The following is a 24,134-nucleotide window of genomic DNA, read 5'->3' as shown; positions in this document are numbered from 1 at the left end:
GACCAGGGCGTCGGCGTCTATGTCGACGGCGTCTACATGGGCCGCCCGCAAGGTCTGGGCGCAGCAATGTATGACGTCGAGAACATCGAAGTCCTGAAGGGGCCGCAGGGCACCCTGTTCGGACGGAACACCGAAGGCGGAGCCGTCTCGATCACGACGAAGAAGCCTACGGGTGAATTCGGTCTGATGGCCAAGGGCGGGGTGGGTAACTACGGCAGCTACACGGGTGAAATGCACCTCGACCTTCCGGCGGTGGCCGGTGTCAAAATCAAGGTGGATGGGGTCCTGACGGCGAAGGATGGCTGGGTTCATAACCCCCTGCCCCAGGGCGCGGATTTCGGTTCCATGGAAAAGCGCGCCATGCGCGCCCGGGCCCTCTGGGAACCGACCTCCTCCCTGACCTTCGACTACGCCTACGACACCGCCTATGACTCCACCTCGACCCTCTACCAGCAGTTCCTGGAGCGTTACCCCGGGTCCTTCACGCCGGCGGCGAGCAATACCCAGAGCACCAAGCGTATCGACGTGGCGACGATGGGTGTCGCACAGTTGGAGAGCGTCGGGATCACCTCTGGCCACCGCCTGACGGTTGACTACCGGATCCTCGAAGGTCTGACTTTCAAGTCGATCTCCTCCTACAGGAGCCTGAAGCAGGACCAGTGGGACAACGGATCCGCTTCCCAATCTGCCGGCGCCTTCCTGATCGCCCCGGCGACAACCTTCCTTAACCGCAACTTCGGCCGCTTCAGCCTGGCCCTGTTCCACCAGGACCAGCTGAGCCAGGAATTCCAGCTGATCGGTGACTCCGAAAGGCTGCAGTGGGTCGCAGGGGCGCTCTATTACGAAGAGAATGTCGACGACAACGCCCGGGCTTTCGAGACCAACACCTTCACGGACGCCACTGGCGTCGCGAACGTCGCACGCTCCATCGACTATCTTGCCCAGCGGATCGACCGCGCCAGCAAGGTGACGACCAAGAGCATGGGCGTCTTTGGGCAGGCGACCTATACGCCGCCGATCTTCAATGACGCCCTTCATGTTACCCTGGGCGGACGTTGGACCAAGGACGAGAAGAATGGCCGGATGCTGACGATCAACGGCGTCAACTTCCCGGCCGGCTCGGAAGGCCAGGTCATCAACGGCCTCCTTTCGCCGCCGCCCATGGCTTCGTCCTGGGATCGCTTCGACCCGATCATCAACGCGGCCTTCGACGTCTCGGACGACCTGATGGTCTATGCCCGCTACTCCACGGGCTACAAGTCAGGCGGTGCCAACTCGCGGTCGCTCCGCTACCAACCCTTCAACCCGGAGACGGTCGCGATGACCGAAATCGGTGCGAAGCTTGAGTTCTTTGACCGCCGCGCCCGCCTGAACGTCGCCGCCTATGACGGCAAGTATGAGGACATCCAGCTCGACTTCAGCGCCCAGTATGTCCAGACCGACCCGGTCACCGGGGCCCTGCTGCAGACCCAGCGCACGACGACCGAAACAACCAATGCCCCGGGGACCGGCAAGCTGCGCGGCTTTGAGGCGGACCTGACCTTTGCGGCGACGGAGGAACTGACCCTCGCCGCCAATTACGCCTACAACAAGGTCGAAATCCCGGCGACGATCAATCCGTTCCGTCAGGCGAATGGCACATTCATCACGACGCCAATTCCGATCTACCAGGTCTATACGCCTGAGAATTCAGCAAGTTTTGTCATCGACTACGCGCACCCGTTAGAGAATGCCACCATCGCTGCCCACCTGGACGCCAACTATAGTGATGGTTACTACGCGAACTACACGGATGTGGCTTATGATCCGGTGACCCGGGCTGTCACCATCAAGCAGCCCCAGGGCGACTCCTCCTTCATCGTGAATGCGCGCCTCTCCCTTGCCGACATTTCCATTGGCACTGGCAAGGCCTCAGTCTCCCTCTGGTCGCGCAACCTTCTCGACGAACAGCATGTCTTCGTGAAGTTCCTCGATCCTCGCTTCGGCTATGCAGGCTTCTTCAATGAGCCGCGCACCTTCGGCCTCGAGGTCGCCGTCAAGATGTAATCCCCCGCGCAACAGCGCAACGGACCGGCGGAGCCCCCTGGCTCCGCCGGTTTTCTTTTTTTGGAGATGGCCACTCGTAGCCTTATCAACGGGACCTCAGTGGCAGAGGCGGGTGACCATGAGCCATGACGTAGCGATCGTAGGCGCGGGAATCGTCGGGCTGGCCCACGCCCTGGCCGCCGTAAAGCGCGGCCTCAAGACCATAGTCATAGACCGGGACGCCAGCCCATCAGGAGCTTCGATCCGGAACTTCGGCTTCATCACTGTCACAGGCCAGAGACGGGGCGAGACCTGGGGGCGAGCCCTCCGGTCCGCCGCAATCTGGGCCGAGGTCGCGCCCCGGGCGGGTATCGCCATAGAACAAAGGGGGCTGCTGGTCCTGGCCCGCCGGCCGGAGGCCGTTGCCGTCCTGGAGGCCTTTGCGGCCACCGAGATGGGCGAACAGTGCGAACTGCTTTCTGGAGACGCCGCCCAAGGCCGGCTGGCCGGGGTGCAGCCAGCGTCCCTCGGCGCCGCCCTCTGGAGCCCCCACGAAGTTCGCGTCGAGAGTCGTGAGGCGATCCCCCGCCTTGTCGACTGGCTTGCGAGTCTCGGCGTCGAGTTCCGGTTCCGTTGCGCGGCGCTGGCGATAGATGACGCCGGGGTCGAAACCTCCCGGGGTCGCATCCGGGCAGGACGGGTCATTGCCTGCCCGGGCGATGACCTTTCAACCCTCTATCCAGAGACCTATGACCGCCTGGGCGTGACACGATGCGTGCTTCAGATGATGCGCCTGGAAAGCCCCGGACACAGGCTGCCGGCGCCCCTCATGACGGACCTGAGCCTTGTCCGGTACAGGGGCTATGCGGACCTGCCGCAGGCGGGCGACCTGCTGGCCCGCCTTCGGACCGAACAGGCTTCACACCTTGAGCACGGGGTGCATCTGATTGTGACCCAGGGCCAGGACGGATCCCTCATCGTCGGTGACAGCCATCATTACGCGGACTCGCCAGGCCCCTTCGCGGCCAGCGAGGTCGAGCGGCTCATCCTGGATGAACTCCGGGAGACCCTTGGCGCCACCCCCCACATCCGGGAGCGCTGGACGGGAACCTACGCCAGCGCAGAGGCGGACATGTTCCGCGCCGCGCCCGCGGATCATGTAAGGCATGTCGTCGTCACAAGCGGCACGGGAGCCTCCACCGCTTTTGCGATCGCCGAGGAAACCCTTGAAGACCTGTTCGGGCCGCATCCAGGAGACGCATTGCCATGAAGCTTTCCGCTGTCATCTTCGACTGGGCCGGAACCATGGTGGACTTCGGCTCCATCGCCCCGGTGATCGCCATGCGGAAGGCCTTCGCCCAGGAGGGGATCGGCCTCACCGACAGCGAGATTCGCTCGGGCATGGGGCTCGCCAAACGCGATCACGTGGCCGCGATCCTCGGAACGGAGCGGGTAACCGGCGCATGGTCTGCAAGGCAGGGTCGTGACGCCGTGGATGCAGATGTTGACCGGATCTTCGAGACGCTGGCTCCCCTGATGGCGGACGCCGGCGCAGACCGGGCGACCCTGATCCCAGGGGCTGCGGAGACCGCTCGAGTTCTCCGAGGGAAGGGGATCCGGGTTGGTTCAACAACCGGCTACACCCGGGCCATGATGGAGCCCATTCTGGAGCGAGCGGCCGCACAGGGTTATGCACCAGAGGTCGTGGTCTGTGCCGGCGAGGCGACGGCGGGCCGGCCGGCCCCCTTCATGATCTGGCGCGCCCTTGAGACCCTCGGCTGCTGGCCAACGGCCTCCGTCCTGAAGGTCGATGACGCCCCTGTCGGCATACTTGAAGGCAGGAACGCCGGGTGCCTCACGGTCGGCGTTGCGGCCAGCGGCAACGCCCTGGGCCTGGACGCTGACTCCTACGCCGCGCTGACCGGGAATGCGCGCACTGAAGCGCTCACCGGCGCGCGGCACGAGCTTGCATCAGCCGGAGCGGACTTCGTGATCGACACTGTCGACGATCTCCTGCCTCTGCTCGAGTCCAACGGACTGATCTGAAGCCAGAGAGGCCCTGTCATCTCACGCCTCAGTCCCCCGGAGGCCACATGGTGGGGCGGCGGTAGGTCGCCACCGGGACTATACAAATCCCGGCCTCGTCATGAGGAATTCTTCGAACCGAAGCTGAAGTGATGCCAAAGGTCCGTAGTCCCCGGAGATCAAACTGGGGGTTGACCGATGAATTCGCTGACTTCGTTTCGGACGGCCGCGCTTTGCAGCGCTGCGCTCACCGTTCTGGGTTTTGCATCCAGCAGCTTCGCCGCGGAGGCGGAAGCGGATACTGCAGTGGGCCTCTCTGAAGTGGTGGTGACTGCCGAGAAGCGCGAAACTGACCTCCAGAAGACTCCGATCGCCATAACCGCGGTCAGCGGGGAACAGCTTGAGACCCGCCACATTCAGTCCCTCGCCGACCTGGTGACGGGAGGCATTCCGGGGCTAAGGGTGATGCCTTATGCATCGCGGCCCTTCAGCCTGATCCTGAATATTCGTGGTGTCGGCGTGATGCTCGACACCAATCAGCCGGCACGGGACGCCGGCGTGGGCGTGTACATTGACGGTGTCTACCTTGGCCGTCCTCAAGGTTTGAATGCTGGTCTCTACGACGTGCAGAGCCTGGAGGTTCTCAAGGGGCCCCAGGGCACCCTGTTCGGCCGGAATACAGAGGGTGGCGCCCTCAGCATCGTCACGAAGAAGCCCTCAGGCGAAGGGCGAATTGAGGTCATCGCTGGGGTCGGCAACTACGGCAGCTACAGGACCGAGTTCCATCTGGACATGCCCGAGTACAACAACTTCCGGGCTAAGCTGGACGGGGCGCTGTCCGGTCGGGACGGCGTTGTCGGCAATCCACTGGCCGGGGCTTCCGACTTTGGCGCCAATGAACGCCGAGGGCTCCGAGGTCAGGTGGAGTGGCGTCCCACCGACAGCTTCACTGCAAACTACACCTACGACTCCAGCCGGGACGATTCAACGACCCTGTTCTCCTACAATGTCTCTCCGGGGACCAACAAACTCGCCCCTATCACCCCTGTCCTTCCCAGCCGGGTCAAGGCGTCCCCTGTCGGGATACCGCTGCAGCCGAGCAAGGGCACACAATCGGGGCATGCCCTGACCCTGACCTGGGACGTTCTGCCGTCGCTTACCCTCAAGTCGATCTCGTCCTACCGGGAGCTCTACCAGAACCAGTTCTCGAACAGCATCTCGGGCGCCGTTTTCACGCCGAATGGACAGTTCGCGCGATACAGCCTGGCTGCATTTGACCAGTCCCAGTACAGCCAGGAACTGCAGGCGATCGGCGAGACCGAGCGTTTTGATTACGTGGTGGGCGCCCTCTTCTATCACGAGGAGGTCGGCGACATGGCGCAGGCCTACAATTCCATGCAGTTCAACGCCGACGGTACAGCGGCGACTGTCCTCGCCGCGGGTCCTAACATCAAGCCGATTGCCATCGACCTTCCCAGCCTGTTCCCGACCGCCGCGATCGACCGGGCGAGCCGTGCAACGACGGAAAGCTACGGGGTGTATGGCCAGGTGACCTACACCCCGCCGCTCCTCGACGACCGGCTCCACCTGACCGGCGGCCTGCGCTGGACGGAGGACAGCAAGCAGGGTGACCTCTACGTCGTGAACAACGCGCTTCCCGTCAATGCCTACGGCAAGCCAGGGGTTCTGAGTTTCAACAAGAGCTGGTCGCGGATCGACCCCATGGTCAATATTGCCTTCGACGTCGCCGATGACGTGATGGTCTATGGAAAATGGAGCAAGGGCTACAAGTCCGGCGGAGCGAACTCTCGGTCCCTCTCCTACAAGGCCTTCGAGCCTGAAGAGGTTTCCATGTACGAGGCCGGGATAAAATCCGAGTTCCTGGATCGCCGCCTGCGCCTCAATATGGCGGTCTACACCGGCACCTACGAAGGCTTCCAGGTCGACTTCTCCGCGCCCTATTATGCGTATGACGCCAACGGGAACATCATCACTGGCGCGAGTACAACCCGCACGACGACCGATACCATCAATGCCCCTGGCCAGGGCGAGGTGCACGGCGCTGAGCTCGATATCACGGCCGCTCCCGTCGAGGGCCTGACGCTTTCCGCCAGCTACGCCTATTCGGTTGTCGATATCCCCGCGACCCTGAATCCCTTCCCCACCTATGTGGCGGGCGTCGGCATGGTGCTGGCGACGACACCGACCCGGATCTACCAGGAGTTCACGCCCGAACACGCGCTCACCGCAGCGGTGGATTACGAAACGCCGATCCGCTCCTTCGCGCTCCAGGCGCACATTGATGGCAGCTGGGACTCCGGGTCCTATGCAACGGACCGCGATCCCAGTCCTGTGCTGGCCGCGATCAGGAGCCAGGAGGGCCTGGTCTTCAATGCGCGGATTGGCTTCAAAGACATCGACCTGGCCGGCACCGCTACCCTCGGCCTTTCGCTCTGGGCCCGCAATCTGCTCAACACCGAGTACCTCTACTCCCGCTCCATCTCGACCACGAACGGCGTGAACGGTTCCTTCAACGAGCCTCGGACGTTCGGTTTTGAGGCCAAGGTCCGCTACTAGGCAAACGAGGCGCGTTCTGGGCAGCAAGGTATTCGGGAGTCCTGACAGCGGCAGACAGGACGGACCGCGGTGCAGGACGCGCCGGTCTTCGGCAAGGCCTGGGATCGTCATCAAAGTCTCTCCCAAGCGTCGTAGTGGAGATGGCGCGGTCGTTTCAGCAAGGGTGCGGCCCCACGACGGGTTAGGGCCGGTGGCAGCGCGGCTGGTTGTCGACAGCGCTTCCCTAGCGGCAACTGTCGGTATCAATCTAAGGGAAGACCTCATGATCAAGATCACCGCTCTCTCTGCAACCCTCAGCCTGCTTCTGGCCATCGGGACCGCCGAGGCTCGGGTTTCAGGAGGGGTGGCGGATCGCACCTCGCCGGATCGGGTCCGCGTGACCTGGACCTCAAGCACGCCGGTCGACGTCTACATGGCCAGTACGCCGGATGCGCCGCGCGACAAGATGAAACTGGTGTCGGACGACGACCGTGACGGCCAGTTTGAATGGGGTGCAGACCTGCTCAGCCGGCCCTACTTCCTCCTCGTCGACACCCGGGACGGTCATGGGACCCGGGTGGCGGAGCGTGTGCTTCCGCTGACCCAGGGCTCTAACTTCCGCGACATCGGAGGGTACTCAACGGCGGATGGAAGGACCGTCCGCTGGGGACAGATCTATCGGTCCGGTGCCACGCCCACGCTCACGGATGAGGACATGGAGAAGATCCGGAACCTGAAGCTTGCCGAAATGGTCGACCTCAGGTCGAGCGACGAGCGGGTCCTGGCTCCGACCCGGATCGAGGGCGTCCCCTACTCGGCCGTGGGCTACTCGATGACCGCCCTGTCGCTCGGCGGCAAACCCGGCATCCCCGCCATGGAAGCCGTGTATCGAGGTTTCCCCGATTTGCTGGCGCCCCAACTCCGCGTTCTCTTCGCAAGCCTGCTGCGTCACGACGGCCCGGTCGTCTACAACTGTTCAGCTGGGCAGGACCGGACCGGATTTGCGACCGCGCTGATCCTGCGCGCACTCGGGGTGCCGATGGAGACCGTTCTTGCGGACTACCACCTCTCCACCACTTATCGACGCCCCGAATACGAGATGCCGAAACTGACGCCTGAGCTTATCGCGGCCAACCCGGGCGCTGCGATTTACGCCCAGTACCAGAGGGATCCGAAATACCTGAAGCCGCAGCCCCTGAAGGACGCCACCGGCCAAAGCTACCTGACCTTCGCTCTGGACGAAATCGATCGGCGCTGGGGTTCTGTTGACGCCTATCTTCAGGCTGAGGCCGGGGTCGGCCCGGCGGAAATGGCGCGGCTCCGGAAGTTGTACCTGGAGTGACCTCCGGTTGGTGCCCAGATCCCGAGATCCAAAGCCCTGGGTTTCTGGATATGCCTGGGATCGAGCGCCCCGAGGGAGACAGGGGGGGCAGCGAGCGACTGGGGACAAGTCTCCTAAATCCTACAAATCCTGAATAGGTTGAGCTTGCGTGCCAACCTTCGTCATATCCGCGACATCAGCCTCAGACACGAAGGGGTGTAGGACTTCGTTCCCGCATTGGCTGTAATCGGTGACTCCCAGAATGCGACGTTTGGTTTGCCTGCTCTTTATGGGGGGCCTTCTTGCAGCGCTGACCGCCTGTGGCCGCGCGCCGGAAACGGCGGACCGTGAGCTTCGCTTCTCCATTCAAGGTTCAAACAATGATCCCGCCCTGGTGAAGCGGCGCGACGGTTACCAGAGCTACCTTGCAAAGGTGACCGGCCGGCCGGTGAAGCTGTTCGAGGCCTCCGACTACAACGGGGTCATTCAAGCTCTCGCCTCAGGACAGGTGGACGTCGCCACCCTGGCTGGCGCCGCCTATGCAAATGCGGATGCTCAGGTCGGAGACAAGATCGCCCCGATCCTCACCGTTCGCCATGCCGATGGCGGGACGGGATACTACTCGGCCCTCGTCGTCCGTGCAGACAGCCCCTACCGGAAGCTGCAGGATCTGCGGGGCAAGTCCTTAGGTTACGTCGACTTCAATTCGACCTCTGGCTACCTTGTCCCCAGAGCGAAGATGAGGGAAGCCGGCGTTGATCCTGAGAGTTTCTTTTCAAAAACCTCATTTGCCGGAGGCCATACACAGTCCGTAATGGCGCTGGCAAACGGGCAGTTTGACGCCACCTTTGTGCAGGTGGCCGGCGGCGATCCCGAGCATGGGTTCACCACAGGGTCGATCTACACCATGGCCGCCCGCGGTCTGGTCAACATCAAGGACTTCCGGATCATCTGGGTATTGGGCCCGATCCCCGACACCTCCATCGTGGTTCGGACGGACCGGCCGCAGGCCGATATTGACCTTCTGCGAGGGGCCATGGCCTCCATGGCCTATGACGAACCCGACATCTGGACCGGAATCGGGCAGCCGGAGGGGTCTTCCTTCATGGCGATCGACCGGAACTACTATTCCGAGATCATTCGCCTGCGCAATGCAGACGCTGCCGAACGCCGCAAGGGTGGACGGCCAGGAGAAGGAAAATGAGAGGTCTCTCGGTCATTGCGTCGATTTTCCTCCTGGTTCCCACCGCCGTCCATGCGGACCCCTTTCGCCTGGCGAGCGTGGGGGCAAATGCCGCCTGCCGCCCCCTGCCTGCCGGCGCACCTCCGGGCCTGATGAGCCTCCACAAACTGCTGTCCGCACGTCTTGGCGTTCAGGTTCTTGACTGCCCGCTCGCGGACAGGCGCTCCGCCGCCGCGGCCCTGGCCAGCGGAAGTGTGGATATGGCGGAACTTGACCCGGGGTCCTACGCCCTTGCCGCGGACAAGGTCCGCGCCATCCTGACCGTGACCCCAACCGGCGAGCCCGGTCGGGTCCCCGTCGTCGTCGCAGTCACAGTGGCATCCGGGATTACGTCCTTGGCGGACCTGAAGGGTCGCAGAGCCGTATTTGCGGGTTCCGCAACCTACGACTTCACCGGCCCTCGCGCGGCGCTGTCTGACCAGGGGGCGGGGACAGGATTCTTTTCAAGCGAAATCAAGGCCGAAAGCGCCGGCTCCGCTGCACAGCTCTTACGTTCCCGCGGTGCCGACGCACTGTTGCTCAATGGAGACGCTTGGGAGAGGAGCTGTCGCGGGGATACGCCAACCGCAAAGCCATGCAGCGACCTGAAAATCGTCTGGCGAGGGCGGCCCCGGGCGAAGACGGCGCTGGCTGTGCGCCGGGATATGCCGGCCCAGATCCGGTACCGTCTCGTTGGAATCTATGTCGCGATGCACCTGGAGTCCCCAGAGGCCTTCGCAGCCGCCTCGGCATTAAAGCCAGGAGCGGGGAGTTTTGATCCGACTGAAGCCGACGCATTGTCGCCCGCAAGGGCCGTACCCTCAAAGTGAGTCCAGACGACGCCATAGCGGACTTCGAAGCCGCCCGGCGACGGCAACTTCGCAGGCAGTGGCTGAAGAGCAGCGCCGGCCTACTCATCTCCAGCCTTCTGCTTGCCGCGGCCTTCCATCAAAGTCAGTTCTTCACGGCGGATATAGGCGGGGATCCCGCCCGCCGGATTCTTGATTTTCTCACCCGCCTGGTCCCGGAACTCAGGGGCGAGGTTCTCTTCCGGGGGACGGACACGCCAGGGTCCCTGAGTGCCTGGTTCTACGACCTGCCCAGATGGCTGGACGCGATACGCGAAACCCTGGAGATGGCCGCTCTGGCCACGGTGTTCGGCGCCATCGGCGCGACCCTGGCTTCATTCCTGTGCGCGCGGAACCTTATGCCCTGGGCGCCTGTCAGGTTTGTCGTCCGCAGGGCGCTCGAAGTGATCCGGACTCTCCCGGACCTCGTACTCGCCCTGATACTGGTTGCGGCCTTCGGAGCGGGTCCTACAGCGGGGGTCATCGCCCTTACCGTCAGCACAGTTGGCAGTCTGGGCAAGCTCTTCGCGGAGATCAATGAAGAGGTCGATCCGCGGCAACTTGAGGCGTTGGATGCGGCGGGTGCGGGCCTGCTGACCCGGATACGCTTTGGACTCATCCCGCAGGTGCTACCCAACTACGCCTCCTACAGCCTGCTGCGGCTGGAGGGCAACGTCGCGGCGGCCGGGGCTCTTGGGATCGTGGGCGCCGGCGGCATCGGTCTCGAACTTCAGCGAGCGATCACCTACACAGAGTTCAGTACCTACCTTGCGATCCTGCTCCTTCTGGTATCGGTGATCTTTGTCATCGACATCACCTCAGAAGCCATCCGCCATCGCCTCATACTCTCGCAGGATAGGGAGCCATGAGCGTCGCGTCCGTACCAACAAGGCCGGTAACCGGGAACTGGGGTCTGGTCCGGGGTATCCTTTGGACCGCACTGGGCCTGGCGGCGGTTGTCGCGATGATCATGGACCTGGGTCTCTCGCCGAAAGCGATGGCTGCCGGCTTTGGAAAACTTGGGCAGTTCCTCCTGGCCATGGTTCCTCCAAGCGACGGAGGCGATTTTTCCCGGATCTTCACTGCACTTATAGAAACCCTGGCCATGGCCCTTGCCGGCACATGCCTTGCAGTACTCGCGGCCATCCCGCTTGGCGTCATCGGCGCGAAGAACGTCATCAGAAACCCTGTCTTCCACTTCATCTACCGCCGCGGCTTGGATATCTTCCGGGGCGTTCCCTCCCTGGTGTGGGCCCTGATCTTTGTCGCCGCCTTCGGCCTCGGTCCGTTCGGCGGGGTCCTGGCGCTTGCCGCCGCTGACATTCCGAGCCTCTCGAAATTGTTCGCGGAAGCGTTGGAGAATGGCGACCCCGGTCCCGTCGAAGGCGCGCGTGCGGCAGGGGCTTCTCCCCTGCTCGAACTGCGGTTTGGCCTTGCGCCCCAAATGGCCCCGATCATGGCAAGCCAGTGCCTGTATTTCCTGGAAAGCAACTTCCGTCATGCAGCGGTACTGGGGATCGTTGGCGCCGGCGGGATCGGTTTTGAGCTCGAAGAGCGGATCCGGGTTTTTGCCTTCGATCAGGTGGCCTTCATCATCCTACTTTACATAGTGGCCGTCACCCTCCTCGACACGGCTTCAGGCTGGCTGAGACGCAACCTGAGATAATAGTGTAAGCACAAATCCGCGATTGGTCGTCCGGATGGCTCCCCTATCGTCACCTGAAGTTCACCGGGCCGGGTTAGCCTTTAGTTTCGCTCGCCGGAGGTCATCGCGTGCTGGAACTGACCGCGCTTACAAAGACATTCGGCGAGACCGTTGCCGTGAACAACGTCTCGCTTCGGATCGACAGGGGAGAGCTCGTTGGTGTCATCGGCCGGTCAGGCTCGGGGAAGTCAACCCTGCTTCGGCTGATCAACAGGCTGACCCCCGCGACTTCAGGCACTGTGAGCTGGGACGGCCTGTCGATCTACGATCTGAAGGGGCGAGACCTTCGTCGTTGGCGTCGCCGGTGCGCGATGATCTTTCAGCAGTTCAACCTGGCCCCCCGCCTGGATGTGATCACCAACGTCCTGATCGGCGTGGTGGCGGAGCGGCCTCTGGCGACTTCCCTGGTGAAGCACTTTCCAGCGACCGACAGGGCCCGAGCGATCCGCGAGCTGGAAGCCCTCGACATGGTTCATGCGGCCCTCCAGCGCGCCGGCACCCTCTCCGGAGGTCAGCAACAGCGCGTGGCCATCGCACGGGCGTTGATGCAAGACCCCGAACTCATCCTTGCCGATGAACCGGTCGCTTCCCTGGACCCCATCAACGCCGAGGCGGTGATGGAAGCCCTGAAGACCGCCACGAGGGAGCGCGGCATTCCGGTGCTCGTCAGCCTCCACAGCCTGGAGATTGCGCGGCGCCATTGCTCGCGCATCGTGGCCATGTCCAAGGGCCGGATCGTCTTTGACGGTTGTCCCTCCGGCCTGTCTCACGAAGAAGTCGAGCGGATCTACTCGGGTCGCCTCAACAGCGTCACGATCCCATCCCGCAGCGAACTGGAAGCCGCCGCATGAGCAAGCTCAAACTCGCCGCTCAGGCGCTTTCGCCGGGCGACGTCTATGTGGAGCGCTTCCAAGGGGGAGCAGACCCCCTGGCACAGGCCAAAGGTCCCTGGCCGTTTGTGGATCCTGAAGGCAGTGTGCACGATAGCATTCTTGGACCGTGGTCCAGGGTCGGAGCCCGAACCAGCCTGTCCGAGACCGTGCTGGGCGCCTACAGCTACATCGTTACGGACTCGAGCGCGGCCTTCACGACCATCGGCAAGTTCTGTTCAATTGCGCGGGATGTCCGCATCAATCCCGGCAATCACCCCACCTGGCGGGCCGCCCAGCATCACTTCAGCTACAGGGCGATCTCCTACGATCTCGGGGATACCGACGATGACGAGTTCTTCGATTGGCGGCGTTCCCATCATGTAACCCTCGGCCATGATGTCTGGATCGGCCATGGGGCTACTCTTCTCGCAGGGGTCTCGGTCGGCACAGGCGCCGTGGTCGGCGCTGGGGCAGTCGTCTCGAAGGATGTGGCCCCGTTCACCATCGTCGCTGGTGTGCCATCCCGCCCTCTTCGGGAGCGCTTTCCAAAAGCCGTACAGGATGGTCTGCTTCAGCTTGCCTGGTGGGACTGGGAACACGATCGGCTGGCAGTCGCCCTAGAGGATTTCCGCACCCTGGATGCTTATGCCTTTGTCGAAAAGCACACCTAAAACCGGGAGGCTGGTCCTTGTCGTCGGCCCTTCGGGGGTCGGAAAGGACACCCTGATAGACGGCGCGAAGTCCCGAACCGGTCCCGATGTGGTGTTCCCTCGCAGGGAGATCACCCGGCCGGCAGAGTCGGGGGGTGAAGACCATGTCGCTGTCACGGAAATCGACTTCGACCGTCGCGAGTCCCAGGGCGCCTATGCCCTCAGCTGGAAGGCTCATGGGCTTGGATACGGTATTCCGGTCGCCATCGAGGAGAGGCTCACTCAGGGGAGAACGGTTGTCGCAAACGTGTCCCGAAGTGTGTTGGACGACGCCCGGGCCCGCTTCCCTTCCCTTGTCATCGTGTCAGTCCGGGCGGCTCCCGATATCCTTCGGTCGCGACTTGTCGCCCGGGGACGGGAGATCGCCGAAGACATCGAGGCGCGGGTTGAGCGCGCCATGGCTTTCGAGACCTTCGGGCCCGATGTCATCGAACTCTGGAATGATGGCTCGCCTGAGGACGCTGTCGAGAGCTTCCTTGGAATCCTGATGACAACCTAGCCCTACCCGATCCGGGAGGGCTCAGGCGAAGTCGGCGCGGGCGATGATGACGAAGGGGCTGGCACGATCGGCCTGTTTGAAGATTGCCACGCCATCAAACCGATGCCGTCCCGCCTCATCGCGGAACCAGGCTGACAGCGCGGCATGCATACGTTCACTCAGAGACGGGTCCCTCAGGCTCCCAGTCAGCGTCATGTGAAATCGGAAGTCCTCGAAGATGTAGGGATATCCCCAGCGGACGAGCCGTTCGTCCTCGGTCGGGCTGAGACCGGCCCGGCGGCGGCGCGCAAGATCAAGGTCCGAGATCGGCGCGCGGAACGCATCGAATTCACGAACGCAGGCCGCATGAAGATCGTCCATGTCCTGGCAGGGATCCTTTAGGCGGAAAGCCTGGAAGCTGCCAATCGCCCCCGCCTCAATCTCCGCTTCGAAGGCGCGACGCCGGGCGGCGAAGTCGCTCGCGAAGGCGATGAGTTCCGCCTCGTCGCTACCCTCTGCCAGTTCGAAGGGTGCCTTCAGGGTGGCGTGGAATCCATAACCCCGGGGATCAGAGGTCAAGGCGTCGAGATCAAGACCCTCGAGACCCGGCAGGTCGGGGCGCTGGAGGGGTCGGCCATCATAGGCGTCCCGACCAAGCCATGCGGACGCCTTGTCCCAAAGCGGGCTGCCACGCCGAGGTGCGTAATAGACCGCGTATCGCGCCGTCACGCCACTCTCGCTCCAGCCCGCCAAACCTCCCTAGGCGAAGGCCAGCCGGCCGTTCCCCTGGCCACCCGTACAAGGTCGGCGCGTTGACCTGGCGCAATCTCGCCCCGGTCGAGCAGTCCGATGCTTCTCGCGGGGTTGACGCTGACCGTCGCGATCGCCCGTTCGGGGCTCCACTTCAGGATATCCATGAGAATGAAGGCCGAGCGCAGCATCGAGAGTGGAACATAGTCCGAGGCCAGGATGTCGAGCAGCCCCTCCTCGGCGCAATGCCGGGCGCTCAGGTTGCCGGAGTGGGACCCCCCACGCACAAGGTTAGGGCCGCCCATGCAGATGCCCATGCCCAACGCGTTGGCACGGCGCGCGGAGACCAGGGTGACCGGGAACTCCGAAATGCTGCACCCGTCCGCCGCAGCCTCGTCTACATGCTCGACCGTTGCGTCATCATGGGCGGCCAGAGGCACCCGCAGGGTCCGGGCGAGATCGACGACCGCACGCCGGTTTCGATCTGCAATGCCTGGGTCCCTGCCATCGTGGCGACCGGCCATGATGCTAGCGATCTCATTGGCATCCCGGCCCTCCTCCGCCAGCATGCGCTCCAGCCTGGCCAGATCCTGAACCTGCCTCTGCCCAGGCGTATGATCCATGACCGAAAGAAGCCGAAGCCGGGCGTGGTTGCTGAAGGGGGTGACCAGATCCATCAGCTCCGGATTGGTCACCTCACATCTCAGATGAAGGAAGTGTTCCGATCTCAGGGCGTCGTCCGCCGCAGCCGCATCCATGGCGGCAATCATCGGAGCCAGGGCGGTTCTCCGGTCCAGCCCGTCCTTGGCGCCGTGCAGGCTCAGACTGTCCAGAACCGTGGTGATGCCGGCGGACGCGCACTGGCCATCGTGTGCCAGGGCCGCTCCATAGGCGTCCCAGAGTGCACCTGGCCGGGGCTGGTAATGCTTTTCAAGGTTGTCGGTGTGGATGTCGACGAGTCCCGGCGTGATGATATCTCCGCTCCAGTCCTCCGCGCCGCGAGGCGCTGTCGGCCGCGATTCAACGGCATGGATCCGGTTGTCCCTGATGACGATCTCCCCGCAGATCTGTCCTTCAGGCGTAATGATCGCCGGGCAGTAGATGCGTTTTTCTTCTGAGACGCTGATCATGCTGCGACCTTGTAGGCGAGGACGGGAAAGAGCCGCGTGGCCACAGCGTCCCTCACATCTTCGTCGTGGAAGATCCCGATCATGGCTGCACCCTCAGCCAGGGCGTTACGGATGAGTTGGACCACGATCGCGCGGTTCTCGGCGTCGAGGGAGGCGGTCGGCTCGTCCAGGAGCAGGACGGGATAGCGCCGGATGAAGCTGCGGGCGATGTTCACTCTCTGCTGCTCGCCTCCTGAGAACGTCGATGGAGGCAGGGTCCAGAGACGTTCGGGCAGCCTGAGATCGGAGAGCAGCGCTCGCGCCCGGGCCTCGGCCTCTTCTATGGAGACGCCGTTTTCCAGCAAGGGTTCCATGACCAGGCGAAGGGTGGGGATGCGCGGAATGACCCGGAGGAACTGGCTGACATATCCAAGGGTCCGGCGCCGGATCTCCAGGATGACCTGGGGACTGGCTCCGGTGATGTCCACATAGGCACCCTTGTGCAGGACCCGCACAGAGCCCGTGCTCGGCACATAGTTCCCGAACATGGACCTCATCAAGGTGGACTTGCCCACACCAGATTCCCCTGAGAGGACAACGCACTCCCCTGGTGACGCCTCGAGGAACAGATGCTCGAAGACCGGGATCACGGTGCCCCCGGCATTATGAAGCGTAAAGGTCTTCGCCAGGTCCTCGACGATGATCAGGGGCTTTGAGGATTCAGACATGGCGACCTAGATCTGAAGAACGGAGGAAACGAGGAGCTGGGTATAGGCGTGCTGGGGGTCATCCAGAACCTGATCGGTCAGGCCGGTCTCGACCACCTCGCCCCTGCGCATCACCAGCAGACGGTCGGCCATGAGCCGCGCAACAGCCATGTCATGGGTCACGATGATGACCGCCAGGCCAAGATCCCGAACCAGTTCGCGCATGAGGTCGAGAAGCCGCGCCTGGACAGAGACATCCAGGCCACCTGTCGGCTCGTCCATGAAGACCAGCTTCGGGCCATGAATCAGATTCCGGGCGACCTGGATACGCTGCTGCATCCCACCGGAAAAATTCCGGGGCTTGTCATCAATGCGACTGGTGTCGAGTTCGACACGGTCCAGCCAGGCGATGGTCGCACTGCGCATTTCGCCATAGTGACGCCGGCCCAGGTTCATGAGCGGTTCGGCGACATTGGCACCGCCCGAAACGCGCATCCTCAGGCCATCCCTGGGGTTCTGATGCACAAATCCCCAGTCTTCCCGCTGCATCCGACGGCGATCAGGTTCGGAAAGCCCGTAGATATCCGACATGCCGTGACGTCGCGTGTCGAACTCCACCTGGCCTGAGGTCGGCTCGAGGTGACCGGAGAGGCACTTCAGGAGGGTCGTCTTGCCGGATCCGCTCTCACCGACGATGCCGAGAACTTCCCCGGGGTGCATTTCGAAGCTGACATCCCGGCATCCCACGATGGACCCATACCACCGGGAAAGGTCCGTAACCCTGAGAAGGGGCTCTGAGGCCAATCGTTCGACAGCGCTCATTGGCCATCCTCTGCGACGGGATTGGCGAGTTGATGACCGGCCATCGGCCCGACATGCCCCTCGGCGCGGCGTTGGCCACAATGGTGGCTATCCGAGCAGACGAACATCCTGTTGCCGGCGTCGTCCAGAACCACCTCGTCGAGGTAGGAGTCCTCCGCCCCGCACAGGGCACAGTTCTCCTCCCAGGTCTGGACTTCGAAAGGATAGTCCTCGAAGTCGAGGCTTCTGACCCGCGTGTGGGGCGGGATGGCGTAGATGCGCTTTTCCCGACCGGCGCCAAAGAGGAGGATGGCCTCGTTGTCATCCATCTTCGGATTGTCGAACTTGGGAATGGGTGAAGGCGACATCAGGTATCGCTCCTCGACCATCACAGGGTAGCCCGCCGTAGCCGCGATCCGGCCGAACGCCGAGATGTTCTCGTAGAGTGAGACATACTGCAGCCCATACTCTTCGTAGGCGTGCATGGCCCGGGTCTCGGTTTCGCGCGCCTCGAGCCCACGAAGTGGCTCAGGTTGCGGCACCTGGAAGACAAGCACCTGACCCGCCTTCAGTGGCTGCTCAGGTATCCTGTGACGGGTCTGGATGATCGTGGCCTCCGCGGTGTTATCGGTCGTCGCCACGTCAGCCACCCGGGCGAAGAACTTGCGGATCGATACGGCGTTGGTCGTATCGTCAGCGCCCTGGTCGATGCACTTGTAGACATCGTCGGGGCCGATGATCGCCGCCGTCAATTGAATACCGCCTGTGCCCCAACCATACGGGACGGGCATTTCCCTTGATCCGAAGGGGGCCTGATAGCCGGGGATCGCAAGCGCCTTGAGGATCGCCCTGCGGATCATCCTCTTGGTCTGCTCATCGAGGTAGGCATAGTTGTAGTAACGCTCGGCCTCGTTGGGACGGGATTCAGCGGCGCTCATTCGGCGGCCTCCTTGGAGGGGTTGAGTCGCTCGAAGTGCTCACGGCGCAGCCGGCGGACCAGCTGAAGGTCCGCCTGGAAGTCGACGTAATGCGGCAGCTTCAGATGCTGGACGAAACCCGAGGCCTCGACATTGTCGGAGTGGTAGAGGACGAATTCCTCGTCCTGCACCGGGGCATCGACGTCTTCGCCGACCTCTCCGCGCCGAAGGGCGCGATCGACAATGGCCATGCTCATCGCCTTGCGTTCACTGTGTCCGAAGGCCAGCCCGTAACCGCGTGTGAACTGCGGAGCCTTCTGGGCGGAACCGGCGAACCCGGAGAGCATCTGGCACTCGGTCAGGGTGACTTCACCGATCTCGATCGGAAAGCCCAGTTCCTCGGGGATGAATTCCACGGCGACTTCGCCAAGACGGATTTCACCGCACAGAGGGTGCGTCGATCCCCAACCGCGCTGGGAAGAATAGGCGAGGCTGAGAAGGAATCCCTCATCCCCCCGTGCCAGAGCCTGAAGGCGCTGGTCTCTCCCCGCAGGGAAGCTCATCGGCTCCCGCGTGAGATCGAAGGGCGCGTCATCGCTGGAGCGGACATCATGCTCAAGAAGGTCCTCGTGCGCGAAGACGGATCCGATCGTGGGCATGGGCCAGGCCTGGGGTTCGTTCGCCAGGGGCGCCGGCTCGGGCGGCGCAGCGCCGTCGGCAGCAAGCCTGAAATCCAGAAGCCGGTGGGTGTAGTCAAAGGTCGGTCCCAAAACCTGGCCGCCGGGAATATCCTTGAAGGCGGCCGAGATCCGCCGGCGGACAATCATCCGCTCCGTGTCCACGGGCTCTGACCCCCCAAATCGGGGCAAGGTCGTACGATAAGCCCTGACGAGGAAGATCGCTTCCGGCAGGTCGCCCCCCGCCTGCTTGACGGCCAGGGCCGCCAGGTCGCGATCATAACAAGAGCCCTCCGCCATCACGCGGTCCACGGCCAGGGAAAGCTGCTCACGGATCTGGGCCACCGCGACCTCTTCCACGGCCGGATCCCCGCGGCGTTCCTCAGCCAGCCACTGGTGGGCGTTCTCAATCGCCTTTTCGCCGCCCTTAACCGAGACATAGGCCATCGTCAGGCTCCTTCAGTTTGGATGTGGAGTGAGCGCGGAAGTCCCATCAGGAGGTCCCCTGACGCCAGGATGACATCGACGCCGAACTGGAAGGCGGAATTGTTGTCAGCGACCTGCTCCCAGAAATCCCCGGGCAGCCCCTGGGGGGCGATGGTCCGCTCACCCTTGATGCCCGGCCCCTTGAGGCAGACAGGTCGCCCGCCCTCCAGGTGAGGAAGCTGGATCACCACTGTGGTGGAACGGTCCGGATACTTGGCGTCGCCGGCGTTGAAGGCCGAGAGCGGCGGGCCACCCTCGGGACGGGTAATGAAGGCGAAGGCCGCTTCCTGGGTCTCGGACGTCAGGGGACACCCGCAGTGGAAGCGAAGCCAGGCTGGGGCCTCTCCAGCGAGAACGCCAGCGTCCAGCCAGACAGGTGTCTCAAAATCCAGCAGGGTAAGGGCAATAGCGCCTGTCGCCCGCGCCAAGGGCGCCGGTGCCTCTGGAGCCTTGTTGAGCGCAACAGCGAGCCCGGGACGCGCCACAGCGTCCATGATCGCCCTGAAGACAGTCTGGGAGTCGCGGACGGGGTCGGGAAAACCGGGGTGAATTCGCGAAAGGTCGATGCCGAGAGTCACTTCGATGGCTCCCTGTCCCGAACGAGCGTGAAGAAGTCGACGCGTGTCGCAGCCGCCTTCCGGGCGGCAACCTGTCGACGGGCCGCCTGGGCGATCTCCAGGGGCGCGATGACTTCGGCCCGGACCAGGTCATGATGCGCTTCCGACTGCAGCATGGCGTCAAGGACGGCAGCGATTTCCGCATGCTTGCGGTTCCGGCCGGCCACGTAGGAAAGACCGGTCTCGCCGGTCGTCAGCCGCACGGCGGACCGGGTGACCGTCATTTCGCCAAGGTTGAACGGATCGCCAAGCCCACCCATTCGCCCGCGGACCAGGACAAGGCCCGGCTCTGGTGAGCGAAGCAGGGTGTAGGCCGGCTTCTCAAGCCTCTCCCAGGCGGCGGAGACCTCTGAAGCCTCCGCCTTGGCGAGTACCGCCATCCATTCCCGCCGCCCCTCTGAGGCCGCGATTTCCAATCCTGTGTCCGACACGAACCGCTTCTCCACCCAAGGCGTCTGTTGCATCCAGTCATGTAGAAGGTTATCTATCTGATGAAGAAGTAACAACATCTGAAGTATGAAGCTTATTTGACGGACATAAAACTTGTCTAGACATCCTGTATTTACCCGTTTTAGTCCAGTAAATGAGGTTAGTGGAATCAGTCTATGGAAGGCAATAGTGCGAACTATTGAGCTTCAGATTGAAGAAAAACGCTTCACACCGGGAGATAAACTGCCCACCGAGTACGAGTTATCACGGCAGTTTATGGTCAACAGGCACACGGTTCGTAGGGCTTTGTCGGACCTCCAGGAGAAGGGGGTCGTTGAATCGACGCAGGGACGGGGCACCTTTGTCTGCCGCCGGCGTCAACCCGCCACCCTCCAGCGGCGGCCCCGCTTCACCGAAGCCGTCTTGAACCAGGGTCGACGTCCTGATTCCCGCCTGCTCCGTCTCGACGTGCAGCCCGCCGGTCCCATTGTCGCCGGCGAGCTGAACTTGCACCCTGGAGCGCCCGTCATCTTTCTCGAGCGCCTGAGGATCGTCGATGACGAGCCGGTAGGGCTCAGCCTGCACCACTTCAGCGCAGAGAGGTTTCCGGGCTTCCCGGAGATGTACCGGGTGCGCGGAACCATCACCCAGACCCTGATCGACAGCGGCGTTCCCGACTACACACGTCAGAAGACCCGGATCTCAGCTCGAATGTCGCAAGCGCGGGAAGCGGAATTTCTCCGCCTGCCCCGTCACATTCCCTTGCTGGTTCAAAGGTACGTCAACGTCGACGGCCTGGGTCGCCCCCTCGAGTATGGCGAGTCCCTCAGTGGGGGCGAAGTCATGGTCGAGTTTACAGACCCCGCTCACTGAAGCCTCTGGAGATCCATCTTGGAGTACGCCCTCAGAAACGCTCGCATCGTCACGCATGACGATGACTTCATCGGTTCGGTCCTGGTCAGGGATGGCAAGATCGCAGCCGTGGACCCCGGTCCTGGACAGGTCGGTGAAGACCTGGAGGGCGATATCCTCATGCCGGGGATCATCGACATCCATACCGACAACCTCGAGAAGCACTTTTTTCCCCGGCCGAACATCGACTGGTCGCCGGTCTCCGCGGCGGTGACCCACGATGCGGCCTGCCTGTCGGTCGGCGTGACGACGGTCTTCGATTCCCTCAGCATTGGGTCCTTCAACGGATCCCCTGCCCGAGGGAAGGATAACCTGCGGGCCCTGACGGACGGTCTGATGCACGCTCGCGATACCGCCATGCTGAAGGCCGACCATCACCTGCATTGGCGCTGCGAGACGGCTTCAGACTCCCTGGAAGACTGGCTCAATGGCTTCGCGGATCATCCGATGGCCACCATGTTCTCGCTCATGGACCACACGCCGGGCCAGCGGCAGTACCGCAACCTCGGCAACTATCTGAAGAACTGGCGGGACCAGGGCCTGAACGAGGCGGCGGTCACCGCCCGGCTCGAGGAGTGCCGGGAGCGCCAGGGGCGAAATGCCGACGCCAATGCACGGCTTGTGGCCGAAACCGCCCGAAACCGAGGGGCCGTGCTCGTCAGCCATGACGACGAGACGGCTGACCATGTCGACCGCGCTGCAGACCTCGGCGCAACGGTCGCGGAGTTTCCGGTGACACTGGAGGCGGCGGAACGGTCCCGGGCGCGTGGCATGGTGGTGGTCATGGGCGGACCGAATCTTGTGCGCGGAGGTTCGTACTCCGGGAACGTCCAGGCCTCGGTCCTTGTGCGAGAGGGACTCCTGGAAGCCTTTGCCTCCGATTATGTCCCGCGTAGCCTGATTGAGTGCGCCTTCATCCTGAACCGGCCGGAGTTCGGCTGGTCGCTCTCGCAGGCGGTCCGGACCGTGACGGCGACGGCGGCGCGAGCGGCGGGTTTGAGCGACCGCGGCGTCGTCGCAGAGGGTCTCAGGGCAGACATGCTGCGGGTCAAGCCCGTCCAGAACCTGCCGATCCTTCGAGGGGTTTGGGCCCAGGGCCTGCGTGTGGCCTAGGGAAGGTGAGGCTGGTCACCCTCAATACCTGGAAGAACGAGGGAGCCTATCCCCGACGTCTGGAAGGGATGGCGGAGGGCCTCGCGGGCCTGGATCCTGACGTCCTCCTCCTCCAGGAGGTGTTCATCGGCGCCGGATGGGATACAGCCGAATGGCTGGCGAGCCGGCTCCGGCTTCATGCCTGCACCGTTCCGGCGCGGCTGAAGGCTCGGCCCCATGAGGGTACCCTGCAGGTTTGCGCCTCGGGAATGTCGATCCTCACGCGCTGGCCGACGACCGCAAGGCACCATCACCTCCCATCAGACCCCAGGGACGGCGAGCGGGTGGCGATGTCTGTGGACAGCCCCGGGGGTGAGATCCGCATCCTGAATCTGCACCTGACCCACCTGCCCGGACCGCAGGGTAATGACTTGCGCGCCCTGCAACTTGCCTCGGCGCTGGGATGGGCCCGGAGCGGGCCTTGCGGCCAGCTGATCGTCGGGGGGGACCTGAATGCTCCGGCATCTGCCCCCTGTCTTGGGGAACTCTGGAGCAGATCGCCGCCCCCGCCGGAGATCGGATCCACGACCCACGGAGCCGGACCGGCGATCGATCACCTCGTCAGGATTGGCGGCGGCCTGCCCCAGGGGCAGCGCGTCCTGACCCACCCCAATGCCGAGGGCATCCTGCCCAGCGACCATTGCGGCCTGTTTGTGGATTGGCAAGACGGCCCTGACTTGACGGATCATCCACCGGGCGTGTGAGTCCTGCCCTCGAGGTCAGCGCTCTTATCGGGTCGGGCGGGCATCGCCGTCTCGGAATGGACCTGATCCAGGCTGGCCCGGGCCTTGGCCTCGGCATCGGGGTCCTTGCGGTTGCGGGCATCGATGAGGGCGGCGGTGGCTTCCATCTCGCGGACGACCAGAAGGTGGCGGTCGTCGGCCGCCCTGAAGGGGCCCGTCTGCAGGGTCCGAAGGATACGTCGCTGGCGCTGGGCCTCAACGCTATCACCGACCCCATAGGAGAGCATGAAGTCGCGGATCTTCGCCTTGACGGCCGGGTCCAGGTCCTTGCGCCAGACCATGGGATCCTCGGGCAGGGTGGGGGAGCGCCAGACGACCTCGATATCCGCGAGAGCCTTTTGCGCGGCCTCCGTCTTGAGATCCGCCAGCCGCTCCAGGGACTCACTGTTGTTGGTCGCGGCGTCCAGCTGACCCATGGACACAGCGAAAAGGTTGGCCTCGGCGTTCGCACTTCGCACGGTCTTGAAGCAGGTCTCTGGTCGGATGTTCCGCGGGCCGAACAGCCAGGTCATGGGCGCCAGCGTCCCCGAGGTCGACTTGGCATCGCCCATGGCGAAGTTCAGGGTCCGGTTGCAAGCCAGGATACGGTCCAGGGTGAGGCCAGAGCCCTTCTTCACCACGATCAGTCCCTGGTAGCCGTCGGGCCCGTCGGTACTGGTGGTTCGGGCGAAGACCTCGCCGCCGGAGCGGCGCACGGCCTCCAGACCCGACTGGTTCGCGAACCAGCCGACATCCGTCTGCTTGAAGCGCATGGCCTCGATCAGGGCCGTGTAGTTGGTCCCGTACAAGGGCTCGATCTTCAGGCCCGTGGCCGTCTCCATGTCGGCCAGGAAGGGTGTCCAGGCGCTCTGTGCCGACTGCAGGCTCTCGGTGGGCAGGATGGAGAACCGGACCACGGTCCTGTCTCCGGACGAACCTGCACCCGGTTGGCAGGCGGTCAGTAGGAGACTGACGAACGCCAGGACGGCGGTTCGACGGATGGACATTCTCAGGCTCCGGAGCAGATTGGCAAACCCTGCTTCTGGACCGTCTTCATGACGGTTTCGGTACCGCCCCCGCATCGCCTTTAGCC

23 protein-coding genes are annotated in these 24,134 nt (G+C 63.5%); 14 read left to right on the top strand and 9 right to left on the bottom strand.

The features are described from left to right. From WCJ52_RS02800 to phnN, 11 genes are all read left to right on the top strand, one after another. A partial coding sequence (locus WCJ52_RS02800) for a TonB-dependent receptor (RefSeq protein ID WP_336901777.1) occupies positions 1-2,046 on the top strand: 2,046 nt, incomplete at its 5' end. 118 nt (positions 2,047-2,164) lie between these two features. After that, positions 2,165-3,295, top strand: a complete 1,131-nt coding sequence (locus WCJ52_RS02795; RefSeq protein WP_336901776.1) for a TIGR03364 family FAD-dependent oxidoreductase — start codon at positions 2,165-2,167, stop codon at positions 3,293-3,295. Further along, a complete protein-coding gene (phnX, locus tag WCJ52_RS02790; RefSeq protein ID WP_336901775.1) occupies positions 3,292-4,071 on the top strand; it encodes a phosphonoacetaldehyde hydrolase in 780 nt (259 codons plus the stop codon). The genes WCJ52_RS02795 and phnX overlap by 4 nt, the downstream gene beginning before the upstream one ends. Before the next feature lie 285 nt (positions 4,072-4,356). Next, a complete protein-coding gene (locus WCJ52_RS02785) occupies positions 4,357-6,627 on the top strand; it encodes a TonB-dependent receptor (protein ID WP_336901774.1) in 2,271 nt (756 codons plus the stop codon). A 262-nt stretch (positions 6,628-6,889) separates the two neighbouring features. After that, the gene (locus WCJ52_RS02780; protein WP_336901773.1) at positions 6,890-7,948 is read left to right on the top strand and encodes a tyrosine-protein phosphatase; all 1,059 of its coding nucleotides are present in this window, start codon (positions 6,890-6,892) and stop codon (positions 7,946-7,948) included. A gap of 241 nt (positions 7,949-8,189) precedes the next feature. Continuing rightward, a complete protein-coding gene (phnD, locus tag WCJ52_RS02775; protein WP_336901772.1) occupies positions 8,190-9,131 on the top strand; it encodes a phosphate/phosphite/phosphonate ABC transporter substrate-binding protein in 942 nt (313 codons plus the stop codon). A gap of 844 nt (positions 9,132-9,975) precedes the next feature. Further along, complete coding sequence (gene phnE, locus WCJ52_RS02770; protein WP_336901771.1) at positions 9,976-10,866, top strand: phosphonate ABC transporter, permease protein PhnE; 891 nt, start codon at positions 9,976-9,978, stop codon at positions 10,864-10,866. Further along, on the top strand, positions 10,863-11,663 hold the full coding sequence (phnE, locus tag WCJ52_RS02765) for a phosphonate ABC transporter, permease protein PhnE (protein ID WP_336901770.1): 801 nt from the start codon (positions 10,863-10,865) through the stop codon (positions 11,661-11,663). Before phnE (WCJ52_RS02770) ends, phnE (WCJ52_RS02765) begins: the two co-directional genes overlap by 4 nt. Before the next feature lie 107 nt (positions 11,664-11,770). After that, positions 11,771-12,553 carry a phosphonate ABC transporter ATP-binding protein gene (gene phnC, locus WCJ52_RS02760; protein ID WP_336901769.1) on the top strand — a complete coding sequence of 261 codons (783 nt, stop codon included), beginning with the start codon at positions 11,771-11,773 and terminating at the stop codon, positions 12,551-12,553. Further along, entirely contained in the window at positions 12,550-13,245 is a 696-nt protein-coding gene (locus tag WCJ52_RS02755; RefSeq protein WP_336901768.1) for a hypothetical protein, read from the top strand. The genes phnC and WCJ52_RS02755 overlap by 4 nt, the downstream gene beginning before the upstream one ends. Beyond that, complete coding sequence (gene phnN, locus WCJ52_RS02750) at positions 13,214-13,783, top strand: phosphonate metabolism protein/1,5-bisphosphokinase (PRPP-forming) PhnN (RefSeq protein WP_336901767.1); 570 nt, start codon at positions 13,214-13,216, stop codon at positions 13,781-13,783. Before WCJ52_RS02755 ends, phnN begins: the two co-directional genes overlap by 32 nt. A gap of 21 nt (positions 13,784-13,804) precedes the next feature. Here the strand turns inward: phnN and WCJ52_RS02745 are convergent, their stop codons facing one another. From WCJ52_RS02745 to phnG, 8 genes are read right to left on the bottom strand one after another with little or no spacing between them, the layout of a single operon-like run. Beyond that, positions 13,805-14,491 carry a DUF1045 domain-containing protein gene (locus WCJ52_RS02745; protein WP_336901766.1) on the bottom strand — a complete coding sequence of 229 codons (687 nt, stop codon included), beginning with the start codon at positions 14,489-14,491 and terminating at the stop codon, positions 13,805-13,807. After that, complete coding sequence (locus tag WCJ52_RS02740; protein ID WP_336901765.1) at positions 14,488-15,642, bottom strand: alpha-D-ribose 1-methylphosphonate 5-triphosphate diphosphatase; 1,155 nt, start codon at positions 15,640-15,642, stop codon at positions 14,488-14,490. Before WCJ52_RS02740 ends, WCJ52_RS02745 begins: the two co-directional genes overlap by 4 nt. Continuing rightward, positions 15,639-16,349 carry a phosphonate C-P lyase system protein PhnL gene (phnL, locus tag WCJ52_RS02735; protein ID WP_336901764.1) on the bottom strand — a complete coding sequence of 237 codons (711 nt, stop codon included), beginning with the start codon at positions 16,347-16,349 and terminating at the stop codon, positions 15,639-15,641. Before phnL ends, WCJ52_RS02740 begins: the two co-directional genes overlap by 4 nt. A 6-nt stretch (positions 16,350-16,355) precedes the next feature. Continuing rightward, positions 16,356-17,150, bottom strand: a complete 795-nt coding sequence (gene phnK / locus WCJ52_RS02730) for a phosphonate C-P lyase system protein PhnK (RefSeq protein WP_336901763.1) — start codon at positions 17,148-17,150, stop codon at positions 16,356-16,358. Further along, positions 17,147-18,067: an alpha-D-ribose 1-methylphosphonate 5-phosphate C-P-lyase PhnJ gene (locus WCJ52_RS02725; protein WP_336901762.1), complete on the bottom strand. Its 921-nt coding sequence runs from the start codon at positions 18,065-18,067 to the stop codon at positions 17,147-17,149. Before WCJ52_RS02725 ends, phnK begins: the two co-directional genes overlap by 4 nt. After that, positions 18,064-19,170 (bottom strand): carbon-phosphorus lyase complex subunit PhnI, encoded by a 1,107-nt coding sequence (locus WCJ52_RS02720; protein WP_336901761.1) that lies wholly within the window; start codon positions 19,168-19,170, stop codon positions 18,064-18,066. Before WCJ52_RS02720 ends, WCJ52_RS02725 begins: the two co-directional genes overlap by 4 nt. Before the next feature lie 2 nt (positions 19,171-19,172). After that, complete coding sequence (gene phnH / locus WCJ52_RS02715) at positions 19,173-19,787, bottom strand: phosphonate C-P lyase system protein PhnH (protein ID WP_336901760.1); 615 nt, start codon at positions 19,785-19,787, stop codon at positions 19,173-19,175. Next, complete coding sequence (phnG, locus tag WCJ52_RS02710; RefSeq protein WP_336901759.1) at positions 19,784-20,257, bottom strand: phosphonate C-P lyase system protein PhnG; 474 nt, start codon at positions 20,255-20,257, stop codon at positions 19,784-19,786. Before phnG ends, phnH begins: the two co-directional genes overlap by 4 nt. A 112-nt stretch (positions 20,258-20,369) precedes the next feature. On the opposite strand from phnG, the gene phnF reads away from it, so the two are divergent. Genes phnF through WCJ52_RS02695 form a run of 3 tightly spaced genes read left to right on the top strand, consistent with a single transcriptional unit; the run spans position 20,370 to position 23,023 of the window. Further along, complete coding sequence (phnF, locus tag WCJ52_RS02705) at positions 20,370-21,128, top strand: phosphonate metabolism transcriptional regulator PhnF (protein WP_336901758.1); 759 nt, start codon at positions 20,370-20,372, stop codon at positions 21,126-21,128. An 18-nt stretch (positions 21,129-21,146) separates the two neighbouring features. Further along, positions 21,147-22,280 carry an alpha-D-ribose 1-methylphosphonate 5-triphosphate diphosphatase gene (locus WCJ52_RS02700; protein ID WP_336901757.1) on the top strand — a complete coding sequence of 378 codons (1,134 nt, stop codon included), beginning with the start codon at positions 21,147-21,149 and terminating at the stop codon, positions 22,278-22,280. Positions 22,281-22,285: 5 nt separating this feature from the next. Continuing rightward, the gene (locus tag WCJ52_RS02695; protein WP_336901756.1) at positions 22,286-23,023 is read left to right on the top strand and encodes an endonuclease/exonuclease/phosphatase family protein; all 738 of its coding nucleotides are present in this window, start codon (positions 22,286-22,288) and stop codon (positions 23,021-23,023) included. Here WCJ52_RS02695 and phnD (WCJ52_RS02690) read toward each other — a convergent pair. Next, positions 23,005-24,048, bottom strand: coding sequence for a phosphate/phosphite/phosphonate ABC transporter substrate-binding protein (gene phnD / locus WCJ52_RS02690; RefSeq protein WP_336901755.1), 1,044 nt, complete (start codon positions 24,046-24,048; stop codon positions 23,005-23,007). The two genes, WCJ52_RS02695 and phnD (WCJ52_RS02690), sit on opposite strands and share 19 nt — an antisense overlap. Positions 24,049-24,134 lie beyond the last annotated feature (86 nt).

It is taken from the genome of Phenylobacterium sp., assembly GCF_037138395.1.
Taxonomy (GTDB): domain Bacteria; phylum Pseudomonadota; class Alphaproteobacteria; order Caulobacterales; family Caulobacteraceae; genus Phenylobacterium.
This window is presented reverse-complemented; position numbering and strand designations above follow the sequence as displayed.

Bases quoted from the DNA above. Each gene is read 5' to 3' on its own strand.
- WCJ52_RS02795 (WP_336901776.1), top strand. From the start codon at position 2,165: ATGAGCCATGACGTAGCGATCGTAGGCGCGGGAATCGTCGGGCTGGCC.
- phnX (WP_336901775.1), top strand. From the start codon at position 3,292: ATGAAGCTTTCCGCTGTCATCTTCGACTGGGCCGGAACCATGGTGGAC.
- WCJ52_RS02780 (WP_336901773.1), top strand. From the start codon at position 6,890: ATGATCAAGATCACCGCTCTCTCTGCAACCCTCAGCCTGCTTCTGGCC.
- phnD (WP_336901772.1), top strand. From the start codon at position 8,190: ATGCGACGTTTGGTTTGCCTGCTCTTTATGGGGGGCCTTCTTGCAGCG.
- phnE (WP_336901770.1), top strand. From the start codon at position 10,863: ATGAGCGTCGCGTCCGTACCAACAAGGCCGGTAACCGGGAACTGGGGT.
- WCJ52_RS02755 (WP_336901768.1), top strand. From the start codon at position 12,550: ATGAGCAAGCTCAAACTCGCCGCTCAGGCGCTTTCGCCGGGCGACGTC.
- phnN (WP_336901767.1), top strand. From the start codon at position 13,214: ATGCTTATGCCTTTGTCGAAAAGCACACCTAAAACCGGGAGGCTGGTC.
- WCJ52_RS02740 (WP_336901765.1), bottom strand. From the start codon at position 15,642: ATGATCAGCGTCTCAGAAGAAAAACGCATCTACTGCCCGGCGATCATT.
- phnL (WP_336901764.1), bottom strand. From the start codon at position 16,349: ATGTCTGAATCCTCAAAGCCCCTGATCATCGTCGAGGACCTGGCGAAG.
- phnK (WP_336901763.1), bottom strand. From the start codon at position 17,150: ATGAGCGCTGTCGAACGATTGGCCTCAGAGCCCCTTCTCAGGGTTACG.
- WCJ52_RS02725 (WP_336901762.1), bottom strand. From the start codon at position 18,067: ATGAGCGCCGCTGAATCCCGTCCCAACGAGGCCGAGCGTTACTACAAC.
- WCJ52_RS02720 (WP_336901761.1), bottom strand. From the start codon at position 19,170: ATGGCCTATGTCTCGGTTAAGGGCGGCGAAAAGGCGATTGAGAACGCC.
- phnD (WP_336901755.1), bottom strand. From the start codon at position 24,048: ATGTCCATCCGTCGAACCGCCGTCCTGGCGTTCGTCAGTCTCCTACTG.